Origin of the sequence: Frankia sp. Hr75.2 (assembly GCF_949319125.1) — a bacterium.
In the GTDB taxonomy this organism is placed as follows: domain Bacteria; phylum Actinomycetota; class Actinomycetes; order Frankiales; family Frankiaceae; genus Parafrankia; species Parafrankia soli.
This window is the reverse complement of sequence record NZ_CASGGV010000321.1, coordinates 125,741-142,499: the sequence shown is the minus strand read 5'-3', so window position 1 is coordinate 142,499 and position 16,759 is coordinate 125,741. Positions and strand designations below refer to the sequence as shown.

Genomic DNA, 16,759 nt, shown 5'->3' with positions numbered 1-16,759 from the left:
GCTACCCTCCATTTGACCAGTGTTCAAATGGAGAGCGGAGGTCGGATCACCGTGCAGCGACAGAAGGAACTGGACCTGACCGGCAAAGTCGTGATCATCACGGGGGCCAGCCGGGGCGTCGGCCGGCAGGCAGCCCAGACGTTCGCCCGCCGCGGCGCGAACCTGGTCCTGGCCGCACGAACGGTCGAGCCGGACAGAACCCTGCCCGGCACCCTGAACGAGACACTGACGCAGATCGAGAACACGGGCGCCAGCGCGATCGCCGTGCAGACCGACTTAGCCAGCGAGGCGGATCTCCAGCACCTGGTCGACGCCGCCGTCGAGCGGTTCGGTGGCGTCGACGTGCTCATCAACAACGCGGCGGCCACCACCGGCGACATCTGGTCCAAAAGATTCCTGGAGCTGACACGCGAGGACTGGCTGTACCAGTTCGACGTCAACCTCCACGCGCCCTTCACCCTCATACAGTCAGTGACACCGATCATGGAACGTCGCGGCGGCGGGCGCATCCTCAACCTCAGCACCGGCAGCGGTGAGGTCTTCCGCCAGCCCGAGGAGCTCCCCAAGCTCGAGAACATCGGCGAGTTCAGCCTCGCCGTGCCCGGCTACTACTCCAGCAAGCGAGCACTCGACCGGCTCGGCAACGTCCTCGCCCCCGAGCTCGCCCGGAAGGGCATCGCCGTGATCGGCATGCACCCGGGCCTGGTGGCCACCGAGCTCGTCGCCATCCGCGTCAAGGAGGCCGGCCTCGACGACAGCGTGGCCGTGCCGATGGACGTCCCCGCCCGCATGCTCGCCTACTTCGCCTCGTGCGCCGAGCCCATGGAATACACCGGACGCCTGTTCTGGGCCGAACGTGAACTCAAGGAGCTCGGGATCGACCTGGACGACCAGCCCACGACCACCGCCTGAACCGGAGCGACGGGACGGCCGGGGCGCCCGGGTCACCGCCACCAAAGGGAAGATCATGAATCTGGAGAAGTACGGGCCGTGGGCGCTGGTCGTCGGCGGCTCGGAGGGCATCGGTGAGAGCTACGCCCGAAAGCTGGCCGCCCAGGGATTCAGACTGGTCCTCACGGCCCGCAAGACCGGTCCCTTACAGGTGCTCGCTGATGACCTGCGCGCGGGCGGCGCGGAGGTACGCATCCTGTCCGTCGACCTGAGCGAGCCGGACGCCCTGGAGCGGACACGGACCGTGACCGACGACATCGAGGTCGGCCTGCTCATCTACAACGCCGGCGCCAACAGCGTCCGCGGTGATTTCGTCGGGTTGGATCCCGCGGTCTACCGGTCGGTCATAGCCGTCAACGTGCTCGGTCAGGCCGAGTTCGCGCGGCACTACGGCGGCCTCATGTGCGCGCGCAAGCGCGGGGGGATCATCCTGTCCGGCTCGGGCGCCAGCTTCATGGGCGCGCCGTCCCTGGCCGCCTACTGCGGGTCGAAGGCCTTCAGTCGCATTTTCAGCGAAGCGCTGTGGATCGAGTGCGAACAGTACGGAGTCGACGTACTGCACCTCAGCATCGGCTTCACGGCCACTCCGGCGATGGCCCGGCTGGGTTATCCCCTCGACGCCGCTCAGGCGCCCGACGAAGCCGCCCAGGAAGCCCTGGACAACATCGCCAATGGTCCGCTGTGGATCGCGGGCGGACAGTCGTCTCTCGAGACCGCGGTGAACCGGTCCACGGTTCCGGGGCGAGCCGAGGCAGTTCGGGCGTTCGCCACCCCGGGACGGTTCTGACGCCGCTCGAGCCCGGCGGGCGTGGGCCCCGTGGCCGGCGGCGGTGACGGTGTGGTCGCCAGCGATCCGCCGCCGGTCAGCACGGGTGCCGTCAGCGGCCGCGGTCAGCCCGCACGGTCAGCAAATGCGGTCAGCGGGGCGGTAAGCGGATTTCCGGCGGCGCGGCGGCGTCGCGGCCGAGCGCGGCGAGACCGGCGGTCACCAGGTGCCGCAGGAGTTCGGGACGGCGCCCGGCGCGGCGGGCGAGGAACTCCGCGGGCGGCAGCACGACCCGGCCCGCCGACCGGCTCACCGGTCGAACCCCCGGCCGACCCGCCGGCCGACCCGCCGGCCGACCCGCCCACACCGTGATCATCAGACCTCCCGAGGCGACCTGAGTTCAATCGCGCGATTTGTATCTGCGACGGAGCCTACAAAACCCGCCTGGGCTGCTGTTACGCTGCCGCCACCTGAATGACGACCTCGAGTGGGTACTCAGGAGGCACGGTTCAGAAATGGCAGACATCCAGCGTGCGGCCGGGATTTCCAACCTCGATGCCGACACCGGAGACGCGAGACCGGCTCCCCGCCGGAAAACACTCAGCAGCCCCTACCTGCACCGCCTCCAGCGCCGCCATTTCCTGCTGTTCGACATCATCCCGATTCTTGGCACCATCGCCGCGCTCGGATTCCTCACCGTGCACCCGTTCGGCTTCACCGAGCTCGGGCTGCTGGCGTCGATGTGGCTGCTGACCGGGCTCGGTGTCACCGTCGGATATCACCGGCTGTTCACCCATCGGACGTTCAGGACAACGCGCGGCGTCTCGGCCGTGCTAGCGGTTCTGGGCTCGATGGCCGGCCAGGGCGGGATGGTCTCCTGGGTCGCCCTGCACCGGCGGCACCACGAGTGCAGCGACCGCACCGGCGATCCGCACTCCCCCAATCTCGCCGGCGGCGGGCTGCGCGGCCGGCTCCACGGGCTGGCGCACTCCCATTTCCTGTGGATGCGCCGCCACGAATACCCCAACATCGCCCACTACGCTCCCGACCTGCTGAGAGACCGCGCGCTGGCCCGGATCGGGCGGCGCTACGACTACTGGGTCCTCCTGGGCCTGCTGATCCCGACGCTCGTCGGCGGCCTGGTCTACTGGAGCTGGGCCGGGGCGGTGAGCGGGTTCCTCTGGGGCGGCCTGGTGCGGATCTTCGTCCTCGAGCACATCATCTGGTCGATCAACTCCTTTCTGCACATGTTCGGCACCCGGGCTTTCGACTCCCGGGAGAACAGCAGGAACGGCGGTGTCTTCGGGCTGCTGACCCTGGGCGAGTCGTGGCACCACAACCACCATGCCTTTCCGGAATCCCCCTCCTTCGGCCTGGCCTGGTACCACCTGGACCCGGGGTACTGGCTCATCAGGACCCTCGCGGCGTGCGGCCTCGCCTGGGACCTCAAGGTTCCGTCCACGGAACGCATAGCCGCACGAAGAGTGCCGAGAACCGCCGGGACGGCGACCGGCCCGGCGACATAGGGAGCGGACACAAGTGGAGGGGACACAAATGGAGGGGGCACCAATGGAGTCGACACAGCCGGAAATCGCGGGATGGTGCCGGGAGTACCTGGCCGGACTTCTCGAGGTCCCCGCGGGAACCCTCGATCTGGACGCCGACTTCGATCGGCTGGGCATCGATTCGGCCCTGGCGGTATCCCTGCTCACCGAGGTCGAGGACCGTTACGGCGTCGAGCTCGCCGCCGAGGAGCTTTTCGCCAATCCCAGCCTGAACGCCGTCGCGGCACGCCTGCACGAGCAGCGACAGGCGCAACGGCAGGTGACCTGATCGTGACGCTGACCGACGAGAATGACCGGAGGGCAGAGGCAGCCGAGGCGGCTGCCGCCGTCCGCCATCACTACGACGTGGGAAACGAGTTCTTCGCACTCTGGCTGGACCGGTCTCTCACCTACTCGTGCGCCATCCGGGCGGCGGCGGACGACACCCTGGAGGCCGCCCAGGAGCGCAAGCTGCGGTTCCATCTCGACGCGATCGACGCGGGCCGCGCGCGGAGCGTGCTGGACATCGGCTGCGGCTGGGGCTCGATCCTGGAGCGGCTGTCCGGTGAGCGTGGGGTGGCGCGGTCGGTCGGCCTCACCCTCAGCGAGGAGCAGGCGGCCCACGTGCGCTCCCGCGGCCACCCCGGTGTGGACGTCCGCACCGAGGACTGGCTGCACTACTCCCCCGAGGACCGCTTCGACGGGATCATCTCGATCGGCGCGTTCGAGCATTTCGCCAGGCCCGAGGACTCGCCGGCCGAGAAGGTTCGGCGCTACCACGAGTTCTTCACCCGGACGAGGTCCTGGCTGAACGACGGGGGCGCGCTGTCGTTGCAGACGATCGCCTACGCGAACATGTCCGGCGCCGAGGCGAGCCGCTTCATGCAGCAGGAGATCTTCCCGAACGCGGAGCTGCCCACCCTGACCGAGATCGTGACCGCGGCCGAGGGCGTCTTCGAGATCCAGTCGGTGCACAACGGCCGGCTCGACTACGCCTGGACGTGCGAGCAGTGGGCCCGCCGCCTGCGCGCGCGGCGCGCGGAGGCGGGCCGGCTGGTGGGGCCCGAGGTGGTCGCCCGGTACGAGCGCTACCTGAAGCTGTCCTCCGTCGGCTTCCGGATGGGGAAGATCTGCCTGCTCAGGATCGTGCTGCGCCCTTTCCGGGACCGCTACTTCGCGGCCGGGGAGGTGCCGAGGGGATGACCCCGCGGGCACACGAAGCCGCCGTCGACGAAGCCGCCGTCGACGAAGCCGCGGCCACCGTTGGCGGAGCCGCCGCCGGCAGGGCCTCCGGCGGGGGCGCCGCCGGCGGAGGGCGGGCGGCGATCCGCTTCAACCCCTTCGGCGCGGAGTTCCGCCGCGACCCCTATCCGCTGTACCGACGGATGCGCGAGGCACAGCCCGTCCACCGCACGATGGGCATGTGGGTCCTGACCCGGCACGCCGACGTGCAGGGCGTCCTGCGGGACCGCACGTTCAGCGCCGGGCTCATCCCCCAGTTGGTCAGCCGGCGGGCCGGCCAGCTGGCCCGGGCGAACGTCGACCGGGTGGTGCGGCTCGGCGAGAAGTCCCTGGTGTTCACCGACAACCCGGACCACGCGCGGCTGCGCGGGCTGGTGAACCGGGTGTTCACCGCCACCGAGGTGGCCGCGCTGCGCCCCCGCGTCGAGGAGGTCGCCGGTGGCCTGGTGCGGCGCGCCCTGGCCGCCGGCGGCATGGACGCCATCGCCGACCTCGCGGCGCCGCTGCCCGTCACGGTCATGTGCGACTGGATGGCGCTGCCGGACGGCCTGCGCGCGCAGGTCGGCCCGTGGACGCACGACATCCGGTTCCTGCTCGAACCCGGGCTGATGCGGGCCGGCGACTTCGAGCACGTGTGCGACGTCGTCGAGACGTTCGCGCGGGCTCTGGACGGGGTCGTCGCCGAGCGCCGGCAGCGGCCCGGCGGCGACCTGATCAGCCGCCTGCTCGCGGCCCGCACGGCCGGCGGGGACGCACTCACCCCCGAGGAACTGATCTTCGTCTGCATCATGTGCTTCGTCGCGGGCAACGAGACCACGAAGTCGCTGCTGGGCAATGGTCTCCTCGCGCTGCTGCGGCACCCCGACCAGGCGGCCCGCCTGCACCGCGCGCCCGAGCTGGCCGGCGACGCCGTCACCGAGGCGCTGCGCTACGACAGCCCGCTGCAGATGACCAAGCGCGTCGCGACCCGCGACGTGTATGTCGACGGCCGGCGGATCCGGGCCGGCGACCAGGTGCTGCTGTGTCTCGGCGCCGCGAACCGCGACCCGGCCGTGTTCGACCGGCCGGACGAGTTCGACGTCACCCGCGCGCCGAAGGCCCACCTGGCCTTCGGCCACGGCATGCACGGCTGCCTCGGCGGTCTCCTCGCCGAGATGCAGGCCCAGGTCGTCTTCGAGTGCCTCTTCGGAGCGACCACCAGCATCGAGCCGCGGACCGACCAGCTCGAGTGGCAGGACCACAGCTCCATCGTCCGGGGGCTGCGGCACCTCCCGGTGACTCTGCACGCCGCCGGCACCGTTCTCCCCCGCGCCCTCCCCCACGCCGCCGGTGCCGCCCGCCCCGCCGGCGCGGCATCCCCGGAGGCGTCCCGGTGACGACCGTCGGGACGTCCAGCCGGTGACGCGGGCCCGGTCCACCAGCGCACAGCGAGCGCGGCGAGAGGGGATGGCGGTGCGACGGACGACGACGCCCGGTACAGCGGCGGTGCGGCCGGGAACGCTGCTTCCCGACGTCCTGCGTGGGCGTGCCGCGCTCGAACCGGAGCGGACGGCGTACGTCTTCGTGAACGAGCGTGCGGAGGAGACCGGCCGCCTGACCTACGGCGGGTTGCACGCCCGCGCGCTGGCCGTGGCCGGTGAGCTGTCCCGGGCCTGCGAACCCGGTGACCGGGCGCTGCTGGTGTTCCCGCAGTGCCTGGACTTCGTCGTCGCGTACCTCGGCTGTCTGTACGCGCGGGTGGTCGCGGTGCCCGTCCACCCGCCGCACCGCGACGGTGTCCAGGACTCCACCCGCCGGATCGTGGACGACTGCGAGCCGGCCGCGGTTCTCACGCTCGAGGCGATGGCCCGCGAGCTCCGGGCCGCCCTGACCTCGCCGCGCGGCGCGATGTCCTGGATCCCCGTCGACCGGATCCCCGCCGGCCCGGCTCCCACGGGCATCCACACCGCGGGCATCCACACCGTGGACGTCCACGCCGCGGGCCTCGACCCCACGGCCGTCGAACCCATGGACCTCGATCCCGCCGACATCGCGTTCCTGCAGTACACGTCGGGCTCGACGTCGGACCCCAAGGGGGTCATGGTCTCCCACGGGAACCTCGCCGCCAACCAGGAGATGATCCGGCGGGCCTTCGGGCACGACCGCGACTCGACGGTGGTCGGCTGGGCTCCGTTCTTCCACGACCAGGGCCTGATCGGCAACGTGCTGCAGCCGCTGTACGCCGGGGCCACCTGCGTCCTGATGTCCCCGACCGCCTTCATCCGGTGGCCGATGCTGTGGCTGTCGCTGATCTCCCGGTACCGCGCGCACACCAGCGGCGGCCCGAACTTCGCCTTCGAGGCCTGCGTGGCCCGCGCCGCCCGGGGCGGGGTGCCCGATCTCGATCTCAGCTGCTGGAAGGTCGCCTTCAACGGCGCGGAGCCCGTCCGCCACGACACCCTGCGACGCTTCGCCGAGACGTTCGCGCCGCACGGGTTCGACGAGCGGGCGCTCTACCCGTGCTACGGCCTCGCCGAGGCGACGCTGCTGGTGACCGGCAGCGAGAAGGGCCGCGGGGCGAGGGTGATCGAGGCGGCCACCGAGGACCTGCGTGAGGGCCGCTACACGCCGGTGCCCGCGGGCCGCGGCAGCACCCTGGTCGGTTCCGGGGTCCTCCCCCGGGACGGCGCGCTGCGGATCGTGGACCCGCGGACGGGACGATCTCTCCCACCGGACCGGATCGGGGAGATCTGGGTGGCCGGGGACCATGTCGCGCGGGGCTACTGGGACCGCCCGCGGGAGAGCACCGAGACCTTCCACGCCGAGCACGCCGACGATCCTGGCCGCGGCTACCTGCGCACGGGGGACCTCGGCCTGGTGGTCGACGACGAGCTGTTCGTCGTGGGACGACTGAAGGACCTCGTGATCATCCGGGGTCGGAACTACTACCCCCAGGACCTCGAGCACACCGCGCAGTCCGCGCATCCCGCGCTGCGGCCGGGCGGGTGTGCCGCGTTCTCCGTTCCGGGTGCCGACCGGGAGAGGCTCGTCATCGTCCAGGAGGTCAGGGGCGAGTTCCGGCGGCGGGCCGACCCGGGTGAGGTCGCCGGGGCCATCCGGGCCGCGGTGGTGCGTGAGCACCAGGTCTCCGTCGGGGATCTCGTGCTGACGCTGCCGGGCCGGCTCCAGAAGACGACCAGCGGAAAGATCATGCGAGCCGCGGCCCGACGCCGCTACCTGCGGGACGCCTTCGACCGCTGGACGCCGTCGACCAGCCCGTCCACCGACCCGGCCACCGGCCCGTCTCCCAGCACCGACAACCCGCGCGAGAGGACCTGAAATGGACTCGCCACGAGCGCCGAACCCCGATTTCGAGCGGGCCGTGACGGACGCGGTCCTGAGCATGCCGGCAGCCCGGCACCTCGGCTTCCAGGTCGGCAGGCTGGCGCCGGGCGAGGCCGAGCTCGTCCAGCCGTACCGTGCGGAGCTGACCCAGCATGACGGGTTCGTCCAGGGCGGCGTGCTGGGAGCGCTGGCGGACTTCGCCGGCGGGTGCGCGGCCGGCACGCTGCTGCCGGCCGGCTGGGCCAACATGACCATCGACTACACGGTCAAGATCGTGGCCCCCGCGCGCGGGGAGCGGATCGTCGCGCGCGGGCGCGTCATCAAGGCGGGGCCGACCATCAGCGTCGCCGCCGCCGACGTCTACAGCTCGACCGCCCGCGGCCGGGAGGTCGAGACGCTGTGCGCGACCGCATTCGTCACTCTGCGCAACATCAGGGTCCCCGACCCGAGGAGGGGCGCCGACCGGTGACCGACACCCGAACCCCGCGGGCCACCAGCGGGCAGTACGTCTTCAATCCGTTCGCCGACGGCTTCGCCGAGGACCCCTACCCGCACTATGCCCAGCTGCGCGAAAACGCGCCGGCTCACCGGCACCCGCTGGGATTCTGGATTATCTCCCGGTACGAGGATGTGGCGAGAATCCAGCGCTCCGGGCATTCCGTCGACGAACGGCACATCACCGAGCTTCCGGAGTGGAAAAGCGAGTCGCGGACCCTGGGCAAGCAGAACCGGCTCATGCACGGCCTGTCCATGCTCGACCAGGATCCACCGAACCACACCAGGCTGCGCCGGCTGGTGACGAAGGCGTTCACCCGGCGCGCCGTCGACGCGCTCGAAGGGCGGATCGAACGCATCGTCGACGACGCTCTCGACCGGATGGCCGAGGCGGGCCGGGTCGACCTCGTCGCGGAGCTGGCCTTCCCGCTCCCGTTCACCGTGATCTCCGAGCTGCTGGGCATCCCGGTGATGGAGCACGGCAGGCTCCGCGAGCTGACCGGGACGATGGTGCGGGCCCTCGAGCCGCTGCCCGACCCGGGGCTGCAGGCCGAGATCCGGGCGGCGAACGACGAGGTGGCCGCCATCATGCGCACGGTGACCGACTGGAAACGTGACAACCCCGGCGACGACCTGCTGACCGCGCTCATCGGCGCGGAGCACGACGGTGACGTCCTCAGCGCGGAGGAGCTGGTCGCGCAGGTCATGCTGCTGTACGTCGCCGGCCACGAGACGACGGTGAACCTCGTCGCGGGCGGGATCCTCACGCTGCTGCGCCACCCCGACCAGATGCGCCGGCTGCGCGACGAGCCCGAGCTCGCCGGGAACGCGGTGGAGGAGCTGCTGCGCTACGACAGCCCGGTGCACCTGATGCGGCGGATCACCCTGGAACCGCTGTCCGTGCGTGGCACGGAGATCCCGCCCGGCGTGTTCGTGACGGTGTGTCTCGCGGCGGCCAACCGGGATCCCGACTTCTGGGGCCCGGACGCCGACGAGGTCCGCCTCGACCGCGCCGACGCGCACCGGCACGTGTCCTTCGGCGCCGGGATCCACCACTGTGTGGGCGCGGCGCTGGCCCGGTTGGAGGCCCGGGTGGCCATCTCCCGCTTCGTCGGGCGATTCCCCGCGCCGGTGCTCGAGGACGTCCGCTGGAACGGCCGGATCAACGTCCGCGGCCCGGCCTCGCTGACGGTCGCCGTCCGGTAACGGCGTCTCGGGCCGGCGGCGGTCCGGGCCGCCACCGGCGTCACGGGCCGGCGGCGCCCTGGAACGGTGGGATCACGCCCCGGCGACGAACCCGCGCAGCAGGCCGGTGATGACGTCGGGCTGCTCCAACGGGCTGGTGTGTCCGCAGTCGGCGACGACCTCGAGCCGGGCGCCGGGGATACGGGCCGCCATCCGCTCGGCCCGTTCGGGCGGGGTGGCCACGTCGTCGGCGCCGACGACGACGAGCGTGGGCACCGCGATGCCGGGGATCTCGTGGTCGACGGGCGGGCGGTCGGCCACCCCGAGCACCGCCTTGCGCAGGGCGGAGCGGTCGACTCGGCCAAGCCGGCCGGCCCACTCCGCGACGACGGGCCGGCCGTCCGGGTCCGCGAGGAAGGAGGGGCCGAACATGGTCGGACGGACCCGGCCGAGGACCGGCCGGACGCCGACCAGCCGAGCCACCAGGGCCAGGCGCCGGTAGGCACCGGCCTCGGTCGGCTCCTCGGCATCGGCGCTCGAGTCGAGCAGCGTCAGCGACCGCAGCAGCTCGCCGTGGCGGGCCGCGATCCGCAGGCCGACGAAGCCGCCCATGGACAGTCCCACCCAGTGCACGGGCGCGAGGCCGAGCCGCTGGATCACGGCGACCGCGTCGGCGGTGAGGGTGTCCATGTCGTACCCGCCGGGGGTCGGCGGTGTGTCACCCTGGCCGCGCCAGTCAAGGGTGACGCAGCGGTAGTGCTCGCGCAGCGCCGCGACCTGCGCGCGGAACACCCAGCCGCCGAACAGCAGGCCGTGCCCGAACACAATCGTCGGCGCATCCGGCCGACCTGCTGGAGAACCGGTATCTCCATAAGAGATCGACACGCCCCGGACATCGATGGTCGACACAGCGCTCCGCTCCTTCTTGAGATCTTGTCCCACGCCAGGAAGCGGGCACCCAGGCTACCCGCCCCGATATTCTCCACGACATCCGAAAAACATTCAGTTAATATACGGAAAAATAAGATCGAAGAGATTAGGATATTTCCCGCAAAGCGATTCCGGTAAGCGTTCCCGGTAACCCCGAAGTGACGTCCTGGTCGGAGGTGGCCGATCCCGCGCGCCGCCCGGCGCGAGCGACATCCTCGACCCGGAGTGCGCCGGCCGGGTCTCCGCCATCGGCGCGGCCACCGACGCGGGCGGGCCGGCCGTCGGCGACGAGGTGTGTGCCCTGCTGACCGGTGGTGGGTACGCGGCCCGCGTCAACGTTCCGGCGACGCCGGCACCGGAACACCGAACACCGAACACCGTCCCGTCGTCCGAAAGCCGTACCCATCGACGGATCGTGAAGTACTCTTGCGGCAAACCTCGCTATCCGGCTATTGTCACTGACGGCTATTGTCACTGACAATTGGCGGTCAGATGATTTGGCGGTCAGATGATGGAATCCCGCACTCGGATCGTCTTATCCGAGCGAGGCTGACATGGTGACGCGCGACGCCTCGGCCCTGGACCCTCGACGGATCCGCGAGCTGTTCGATCTCCGTAGTGAGGTGTACGCCGCCCGCGGCGGGGCGTTCGAGGGCGACATCTACCCGGAGTTCCACCGGCTGCGCGAGACCGGCCCGGTGCACCCCGGCATCGTCGGTCCTCTGGTCGGATTCCACGGCGACGCGTTCTTCCCGGGCCTGCCCTATCCGGAGCTGCCGCACTTCTCTGTCTTCGACTACGCCACCTGCCAGGCGGTGCTTCGGGACACTGGGACCTTCGCCTCGGCGCCGGCCATCCCGGGCTTCGAGAACGAGCGGAGCGAGACTGTTCTGCTCTTCATGGACGGCGCGCGGCACCGCCGCTACCGGGCGCTCGTCCAGCCGTCGTTCGTGCCCAAGCAGGCTGGCTGGTGGATCGACCGGTGGATCAGATCCACCGTGCACATGCTCATCGACACCTTCGAGGCCGCCGGCCGGGCCGATCTCAACGTCGAGTTCTGTGCCGCCATTCCGCTGCTCACCATCTGCGGCAGCTTCGGTGTCGGCGCCGCCGACGCGTTGCGCATAAAGGCGGCGGCGACCTCGGACGGGCGCAGCCCCGACGCGTTCGTCGACATCGTGATGCCCATCGTCGCGGCTCGTCGCCGTGATCCGCAGGACGACCTGATCAGCGTTCTCGCGCAGGCGGAAATCACGGATGAGGACGGCGGGCGCCACACCCTCGCCGACGAGGAGATCCTGGGCTTCGCGTTTCTGCTGCTGACCGCCGGCTCCGGTTCGACGTGGAAGCAGATGGGCATCACGCTCCTCGCCCTGCTGACCCGTCCCACCTGGCTGGAAGCCGTACGCGCGGACCGCGCGCTCCTGCGCCCGGCAATCGACGAGGCCATCCGCTGGACGCCCACGGACCCGATGTTCTCGCGTTTCGCGAGAGTGGACACGACGCTGCGTGAGGTCGCGATCCCCGCCGGGTCGGTCGTACATCTGTGCTTCGGCGCGGCCAACCGCGATCCCGCGCGCTGGGAGCGTCCGGACGAGTTCGATCCCACCCGCCCGGCGGGTCCGCATCTCGGCTTCGGTGGCGGACCGCACATCTGCCTGGGCATGCACGTGGCCCGCGCGGAGATCCACACCGCGGTCTCCGCGCTGCTCGACCGCCTACCCGGTCTGCGCCTCGATTCTCATGCCGAGACCCCGCGCGTCATCGGGATGTACGAGCGGGGACCGTCCGCCGTGCCGGTGGTGTGGCGATAGGAGCCACGTCCTCGTCGCCCGGCCGGACGGCACGAACGCCGTCCGGCCGCGGCACGGCGTGACCCGCACTCAGGCGGTGGGATCGTCGATGCGCCGGCCGGTGGTCGCGTCGAACAGGTGGAGATGGGCGGCCGCGACCCTGGTCCGCACCCGGTCGCCGACGGCCGGCTGGTCGACGCCCGCCCGGACGGCCACCGCCCAGCGGCCGAGCTCCCCGGCGCAGTGCACGACGACGGCGTCGCCGGTGAACTCGACGACGTCGACCACGCCGTCGGCGTGCAGCCCCGGCCCGGTCGACTCGCCCCCGGCGCCCAGCCCGGCGGCCGGTCCGGCGTCCGGCAGCCGCTCGAGGACCCCGTCCCCGGGACGCCACCCGAGCCGGACCTCGGCCGGCAGCCCGCCGCCGGGGATCACCACGCGCAGGCCGGGCGCGGTCAGCTCGGTCCCGGCGGGATGCGTGCCCGCCCGCACGTCGTGCAGGTTCATCGCCGGGCTGCCGACGAAGCCGGCGACGAAGGTGTCCGCCGGGCGCCGGTAGATCTCACCGGGCGTGCCGGACTGGACGACCTTCCCGCCGTTCATCACCACCAGGTTCGTGCCCATCGACAGTGCCTCGAGCTGGTCGTGCGTCACCAGGACCACGGTGTTGCCGAGTTCCCGGTGCAGCCGGACGAGCTCGGCGCGCGCGTGCTGGCGCAGCTGGGCGTCCAGGGCGGACAGTGGCTCGTCGAGCAGCAGCACCGAGGGGCGACGGACGACCGCGCGGGCCAGTCCGACGCGCTGGCGCTCGCCGCCGGAGAGCTGAGCCGGCCGGCGTCCGCGCAGCTTCTCCAGGCCCAGCATCGCGCACGCCTCGGTGACCCGGCGGGCGATGTCGGCCTTGCTCGGCCCGTTGCGCCGGTCGTGGCGGGCCTCGAGCCGCAGGCTGAACGAGATGTTCTGCTCGACGGTCAGGTGCGGGTAGAGCGCGAAGTCCTGGAAGACCATCGAGACCCCGCGCCGTCCCGGCGCGACGTCCGTGACGTCCACACCGCCGATCACGACCCGGCCCGTGTCCGGGGTCTCCAGGCCGGCGACGACCCGCAGCCCGGTGGACTTGCCGCAGCCCGACGGCCCGACGAGCACGGTGAACGAGCGGTGCGGGACCTGCAGTCGCGGCACGTCGAGGACGGTCTGGCGGCCGTAGCGCTTCGTGACGCCGTCGAGCAGGACTCCGGCGCCGTCCGGGGTGAGGTCATTCGCGGTGCCGCCGTCCGTGGTGACGCCGGCAGTCATCGGGGGGGTCTCAGTCGTCAACTGGCTACCGCAATCCGGCCTGGAGGAAGGCGTCGGCTATCCGCCGGGACGCCAGGACATACGCGGCGGCGACCGGGAGCGTCGCGAGCATCGCCGCGGCGAGCATCGGGCCGTGCTCGGGCCCCTCTGTGGTCTCGAAGAGCTGGAGCCCCATCTGGATCGTGGTGTGCTCCGGACTGGGCGCGGCCAGCGAGGGCCACAGGTACTCGTTCCACGTCGTGATGAACACGACGATCCCGACCGCGCCGAGGGCGGGGCGCAGCAGCGGCAGCACGATCTGCCGCAGCGTCTCGCCGTGCGTCGCGCCGTCAAGAGTGGCGGCGGCGATCAGCGTCGGCGGTATCGCCCGGATGTGCTCGCGCAGCAGCAGGACGGCGAGCGCGCAGGTCGCGAGCTGCGGGACGATCAGGCCGACGAAGCTGTCCCGCAGGTCCAGCCGGGTGATCATCAGGAAGTGCGGGATGATCAGCGACTGCGGGGGGACGACGAGGGCGACCGTGACCAGGCCCAGCACCAGCCGCTGGCCCCGGTGGGCGAAGCGCACGAACGACCAGGCCGCGAGCACCCCGGCGACCAGGTGCAGCAGGGTCACGCCGATCGCGGTGACGAAGGTGTTGACCAGCAGCCGCCAGAGCGGGAACTCCCGCAGGGCGTACCGGTAGTTGTCCAGCGTGCCCGGGAACGGCAGCGGGTTCGCGTTGTAGATGTCGGTGCCGGGCTTGAACGACGCGGACAGCGCCCACAGCAGCGGGAACAGCATGACGAACGCGGCCAGCAGCAGCACCGCGTGCCGGCCCACCGTCGCGCCCCGGCCACCGGACAGCGCGCGGCCACCGGACAGGGCGCGGCTTCCGGTCAGTGCGCGGCTACCCGAGGGCACGGCGCCTCCTCAGCAGGGTCGACAGTCCGAACAGCGCGGTGAGGATCAGCACGATCAGGACCGCGGCGGCGGCTCCCGTCCCGGCGTCGAAGAAGGTGAACGCGTAGGTGTACAGGCGGTAGTAGATGTTGTCGGTGCTGGCGTCCGGGCCGCCCTGGGTCAGCACGGCGACGTTGGTGAAGGTCCACTGGCCCGCGAAGACCACGCAGAGAAACGACAGCAGGACGGTCGTGTTGACCAGCTGGGGGACCACCAGATGCCGGGTGATCTCCCACTCGGTGGCGCCGTCGATGCGGGCGGCGTCGAACGCGCGGCGGTCGAGCGCGGCCAGCGCCGCGCCGTACAGCAGGATGTTCAGCGCGACGAACCGGCTGGACGTGATCAGCGAGATCGCCCAGATGGCGGTGTCGGGATCGCCGAGCCAGTCCTGCTCGGGCAGGCCGACGGCGCCGAAGACGTGGTTCGCCACGCCGCCGAGCGGGTCGAGCACGAACCGCCAGGACAGCGCCGTCGCGACCGGGGCCAGGACGACCGGCAGGAACAGCAGCGACCGGTAGTTGTCGCTGGCCCGCCCGGGCCGCTTCCACAGCATGATCGCCAGCGCCATGGGGACGATCGTGGCGAACGGCAGCAGCGCCAGGACGTAGAGCCCTGTCCGCGCGAGCGCGTGCGGGAACTCCGGTTCCTCCACCAGGCGGCGGTAGTTGTCCACGCCGACGAACGTCCTGTCCGGCGACACCAGGTCCCAGTCCAGGAGGCTGAGCACCATGGTGAACACCAGCGGGCCGTACACGAAGACGAGCAGGGAGATCAGGACCGGGGCCTGGTAGGCCCAGGGCGTCAGTCGGGCGCGGACGGCGGCGGCGGGGACACGCCTGTTCGCGTGCCCCCGCGCGTCGAGCGTCGAGGCGCCGGCCTCGAGGGTGGTCATCGTCAGGCGCTGAGCTTCCGGATCTTCTCGGCGACCGAGGTGAGCGTCGGCCCCGGGTCCGCGCCCCGCAGCACGATCGGTTCGACCGCCTCGTCCTGCAGCGCGACGACCGCCTGGTTCGCCTTCTCACCGCGGAAGGCGGTGTACGGCGCGACGGTGTCGAGCTGCTCCAGCGACGGGGCGAGGAGCTTCACGATCGCCGAGTCCCCCAGCTTGGTGGCGACGGACTCGCGCAGCGGCAGGTAGCCGATCTTGGAGGTGATGATCTCGAAGCCGGCGTCGCTCGTGACGAACTTGATGAACTCCCAGGCCGCCCGCTTGTGGACGTCGTCCTTGGCCAGCACCGCGAGACCCGCGCCCGAGTAGGTGGGCCGGGCGGGCTTCGAGCCGAAGGCCGGGAAGCCCGCGGTCCGCAGCTCGAACTTGCCGGTGGCGGCCTTCATCGCACTGGCGAGGACGGCGGTGCTGGTGACGAGCATGCCGAGTTTGCCGGTGGTGAAGGCGGCCAGCGCCGTCTCGGTGTTCACCGCGGGCATCGCCCCGGACTTGACCAGGTCCTGGATCCCCGTGAGTGCGCCGACCGCCGCCGGCTTGTCGAGGGTGACCTCGCCGTTGGCGTCGACCAGGCTGCCGCCGTTGCCGTTCACCACGGACTGGGTGAGGAAGTCGGACTTCGCGGAGTCCACGACACCGTAGTAGACGCCCTCGGACCCGGTGCCCTTGATGGCCAGCCCGGCCTTCTTGACCTCCTCGAGCGTCGTCGGCGGCTTGGCCGGGTCGAGCCCGGCGGCCCGGAAGAGGTCGGCGTTGTAGTAGAGGACCGGGATCGACATGGTGTAAGGCATCGCCTTCACCTGGTCGTCGACCGAGACGGCCGAGAGGATGCTCTTCGACATCCCGGCGACGTGCTCGTCCCACTCCGCCGTCGGCGGGATCTCCTGGACGGGCACGATCGGCAGGGCCTGCACGGCCTCGGCCATCTTGCTCCAGCCGATCTGCGCGACGTCCGGCGGGCTGCCCGCGGCGGTGTCGGTGCGCAGCCGGGTCAGGACGTCCTTGGTCGCCACGCCCTGCGGCTCGATGGTGATGTTGGGGTGGGCCTTCTCGAACGCGTCGATGAGGGCCTGCGTCCCCGTGCCGCCCAGCCCGGGGGTGCCGTAGTTGTAGGAGAGGAACTTGATGGTGACCTTGGTCGCGCTGTCCAGCGGGGCCAGCGCCCCCGCGGCGTTCTCGGTGCCCGAGTCGCCGTCGCTGCTGCCACACGCCGCCGCGGCGAACACCGAAACCGCGGCGAGCAATGCGGGAATCAGCCGCCGACCACGCACGCGCCCTGTCCGGCCTGTCATACTGTTACCTTTCCGAGGTTCGTGCACACCCGTGTCACCGATGTGCGTGAGGCCA

Annotated in this window: 16 protein-coding genes; 10 read left to right on the top strand and 6 right to left on the bottom strand. The window is 71.3% G+C overall.

Annotation, left to right across the window (positions count from 1 at the left end):
- The first annotated feature begins 51 nt into the window (after positions 1 to 51).
- Positions 52 to 912 (top strand): SDR family NAD(P)-dependent oxidoreductase, encoded by an 861-nt coding sequence (locus AC559T_RS29625; RefSeq protein WP_498870796.1) that lies wholly within the window; start codon positions 52 to 54, stop codon positions 910 to 912.
- Positions 913 to 967: 55 nt separating this feature from the next.
- Positions 968 to 1,738, top strand: a complete 771-nt coding sequence (locus AC559T_RS29620; protein ID WP_071067016.1) for an SDR family NAD(P)-dependent oxidoreductase — start codon at positions 968 to 970, stop codon at positions 1,736 to 1,738.
- Between the two features lie 130 nt (positions 1,739 to 1,868).
- On the opposite strand, the gene AC559T_RS29615 is transcribed toward AC559T_RS29620, so the two are convergent.
- A complete protein-coding gene (locus AC559T_RS29615; protein WP_498870795.1) occupies positions 1,869 to 2,030 on the bottom strand; it encodes a hypothetical protein in 162 nt (53 codons plus the stop codon).
- Positions 2,031 to 2,232: 202 nt separating this feature from the next.
- Between AC559T_RS29615 and AC559T_RS29610 the strand changes: the two genes are divergently transcribed.
- From AC559T_RS29610 to AC559T_RS29580, 7 genes are all read left to right on the top strand, one after another.
- Positions 2,233 to 3,243: an acyl-CoA desaturase gene (locus tag AC559T_RS29610; protein WP_200835459.1), complete on the top strand. Its 1,011-nt coding sequence runs from the start codon at positions 2,233 to 2,235 to the stop codon at positions 3,241 to 3,243.
- Between the two features lie 43 nt (positions 3,244 to 3,286).
- Positions 3,287 to 3,550, top strand: coding sequence for an acyl carrier protein (locus tag AC559T_RS29605; protein ID WP_071067018.1), 264 nt, complete (start codon positions 3,287 to 3,289; stop codon positions 3,548 to 3,550).
- Positions 3,551 to 3,552: 2 nt separating this feature from the next.
- Positions 3,553 to 4,464: a class I SAM-dependent methyltransferase gene (locus tag AC559T_RS29600; RefSeq protein WP_498870794.1), complete on the top strand. Its 912-nt coding sequence runs from the start codon at positions 3,553 to 3,555 to the stop codon at positions 4,462 to 4,464.
- Positions 4,461 to 5,879, top strand: coding sequence for a cytochrome P450 (locus AC559T_RS29595; RefSeq protein ID WP_498870793.1), 1,419 nt, complete (start codon positions 4,461 to 4,463; stop codon positions 5,877 to 5,879). Before AC559T_RS29600 ends, AC559T_RS29595 begins: the two co-directional genes overlap by 4 nt.
- Positions 5,880 to 5,955: 76 nt before the next feature.
- Positions 5,956 to 7,821, top strand: coding sequence for a fatty acyl-AMP ligase (locus tag AC559T_RS29590; protein ID WP_498870792.1), 1,866 nt, complete (start codon positions 5,956 to 5,958; stop codon positions 7,819 to 7,821).
- A gap of 1 nt (position 7,822) precedes the next feature.
- Complete coding sequence (locus tag AC559T_RS29585) at positions 7,823 to 8,296, top strand: PaaI family thioesterase (protein WP_112107874.1); 474 nt, start codon at positions 7,823 to 7,825, stop codon at positions 8,294 to 8,296.
- The gene (locus AC559T_RS29580) at positions 8,293 to 9,528 is read left to right on the top strand and encodes a cytochrome P450 (RefSeq protein WP_498870791.1); all 1,236 of its coding nucleotides are present in this window, start codon (positions 8,293 to 8,295) and stop codon (positions 9,526 to 9,528) included. The genes AC559T_RS29585 and AC559T_RS29580 overlap by 4 nt, the downstream gene beginning before the upstream one ends.
- A gap of 72 nt (positions 9,529 to 9,600) precedes the next feature.
- Here the strand turns inward: AC559T_RS29580 and AC559T_RS29575 are convergent, their stop codons facing one another.
- The gene (locus AC559T_RS29575; RefSeq protein ID WP_112107876.1) at positions 9,601 to 10,416 is read right to left on the bottom strand and encodes an alpha/beta fold hydrolase; all 816 of its coding nucleotides are present in this window, start codon (positions 10,414 to 10,416) and stop codon (positions 9,601 to 9,603) included.
- 575 nt (positions 10,417 to 10,991) lie between these two features.
- Here AC559T_RS29575 and AC559T_RS29570 point away from each other — a divergent pair.
- Positions 10,992 to 12,251, top strand: a complete 1,260-nt coding sequence (locus AC559T_RS29570) for a cytochrome P450 (RefSeq protein ID WP_498870790.1) — start codon at positions 10,992 to 10,994, stop codon at positions 12,249 to 12,251.
- 69 nt (positions 12,252 to 12,320) lie between these two features.
- Here the strand turns inward: AC559T_RS29570 and AC559T_RS29565 are convergent, their stop codons facing one another.
- From AC559T_RS29565 to AC559T_RS29550, 4 genes are read right to left on the bottom strand one after another with little or no spacing between them, the layout of a single operon-like run.
- A complete protein-coding gene (locus AC559T_RS29565) occupies positions 12,321 to 13,547 on the bottom strand; it encodes an ABC transporter ATP-binding protein (protein WP_498870789.1) in 1,227 nt (408 codons plus the stop codon).
- A 4-nt stretch (positions 13,548 to 13,551) separates the two neighbouring features.
- Complete coding sequence (locus tag AC559T_RS29560; protein WP_112107879.1) at positions 13,552 to 14,427, bottom strand: carbohydrate ABC transporter permease; 876 nt, start codon at positions 14,425 to 14,427, stop codon at positions 13,552 to 13,554.
- Positions 14,414 to 15,358, bottom strand: a complete 945-nt coding sequence (locus AC559T_RS29555) for a carbohydrate ABC transporter permease (RefSeq protein WP_071067026.1) — start codon at positions 15,356 to 15,358, stop codon at positions 14,414 to 14,416. The genes AC559T_RS29560 and AC559T_RS29555 overlap by 14 nt, the downstream gene beginning before the upstream one ends.
- A 2-nt stretch (positions 15,359 to 15,360) precedes the next feature.
- Positions 15,361 to 16,704 (bottom strand): ABC transporter substrate-binding protein, encoded by a 1,344-nt coding sequence (locus AC559T_RS29550; protein ID WP_498870788.1) that lies wholly within the window; start codon positions 16,702 to 16,704, stop codon positions 15,361 to 15,363.
- Between the last annotated feature and the right edge of the window lie 55 nt (positions 16,705 to 16,759).

Excerpts from the sequence above, each read along its gene's own strand:
- AC559T_RS29620 (WP_071067016.1), top strand. The coding sequence starts at position 968 with ATGAATCTGGAGAAGTACGGGCCGTGGGCGCTGGTCGTCGGCGGCTCG.
- AC559T_RS29570 (WP_498870790.1), top strand. The coding sequence starts at position 10,992 with ATGGTGACGCGCGACGCCTCGGCCCTGGACCCTCGACGGATCCGCGAG.
- AC559T_RS29595 (WP_498870793.1), top strand. The coding sequence starts at position 4,461 with ATGACCCCGCGGGCACACGAAGCCGCCGTCGACGAAGCCGCCGTCGAC.
- AC559T_RS29550 (WP_498870788.1), bottom strand. The coding sequence starts at position 16,704 with ATGACAGGCCGGACAGGGCGCGTGCGTGGTCGGCGGCTGATTCCCGCA.
- AC559T_RS29610 (WP_200835459.1), top strand. The coding sequence starts at position 2,233 with ATGGCAGACATCCAGCGTGCGGCCGGGATTTCCAACCTCGATGCCGAC.
- AC559T_RS29585 (WP_112107874.1), top strand. The coding sequence starts at position 7,823 with ATGGACTCGCCACGAGCGCCGAACCCCGATTTCGAGCGGGCCGTGACG.
- AC559T_RS29555 (WP_071067026.1), bottom strand. The coding sequence starts at position 15,358 with ATGACCACCCTCGAGGCCGGCGCCTCGACGCTCGACGCGCGGGGGCAC.
- AC559T_RS29605 (WP_071067018.1), top strand. The coding sequence starts at position 3,287 with ATGGAGTCGACACAGCCGGAAATCGCGGGATGGTGCCGGGAGTACCTG.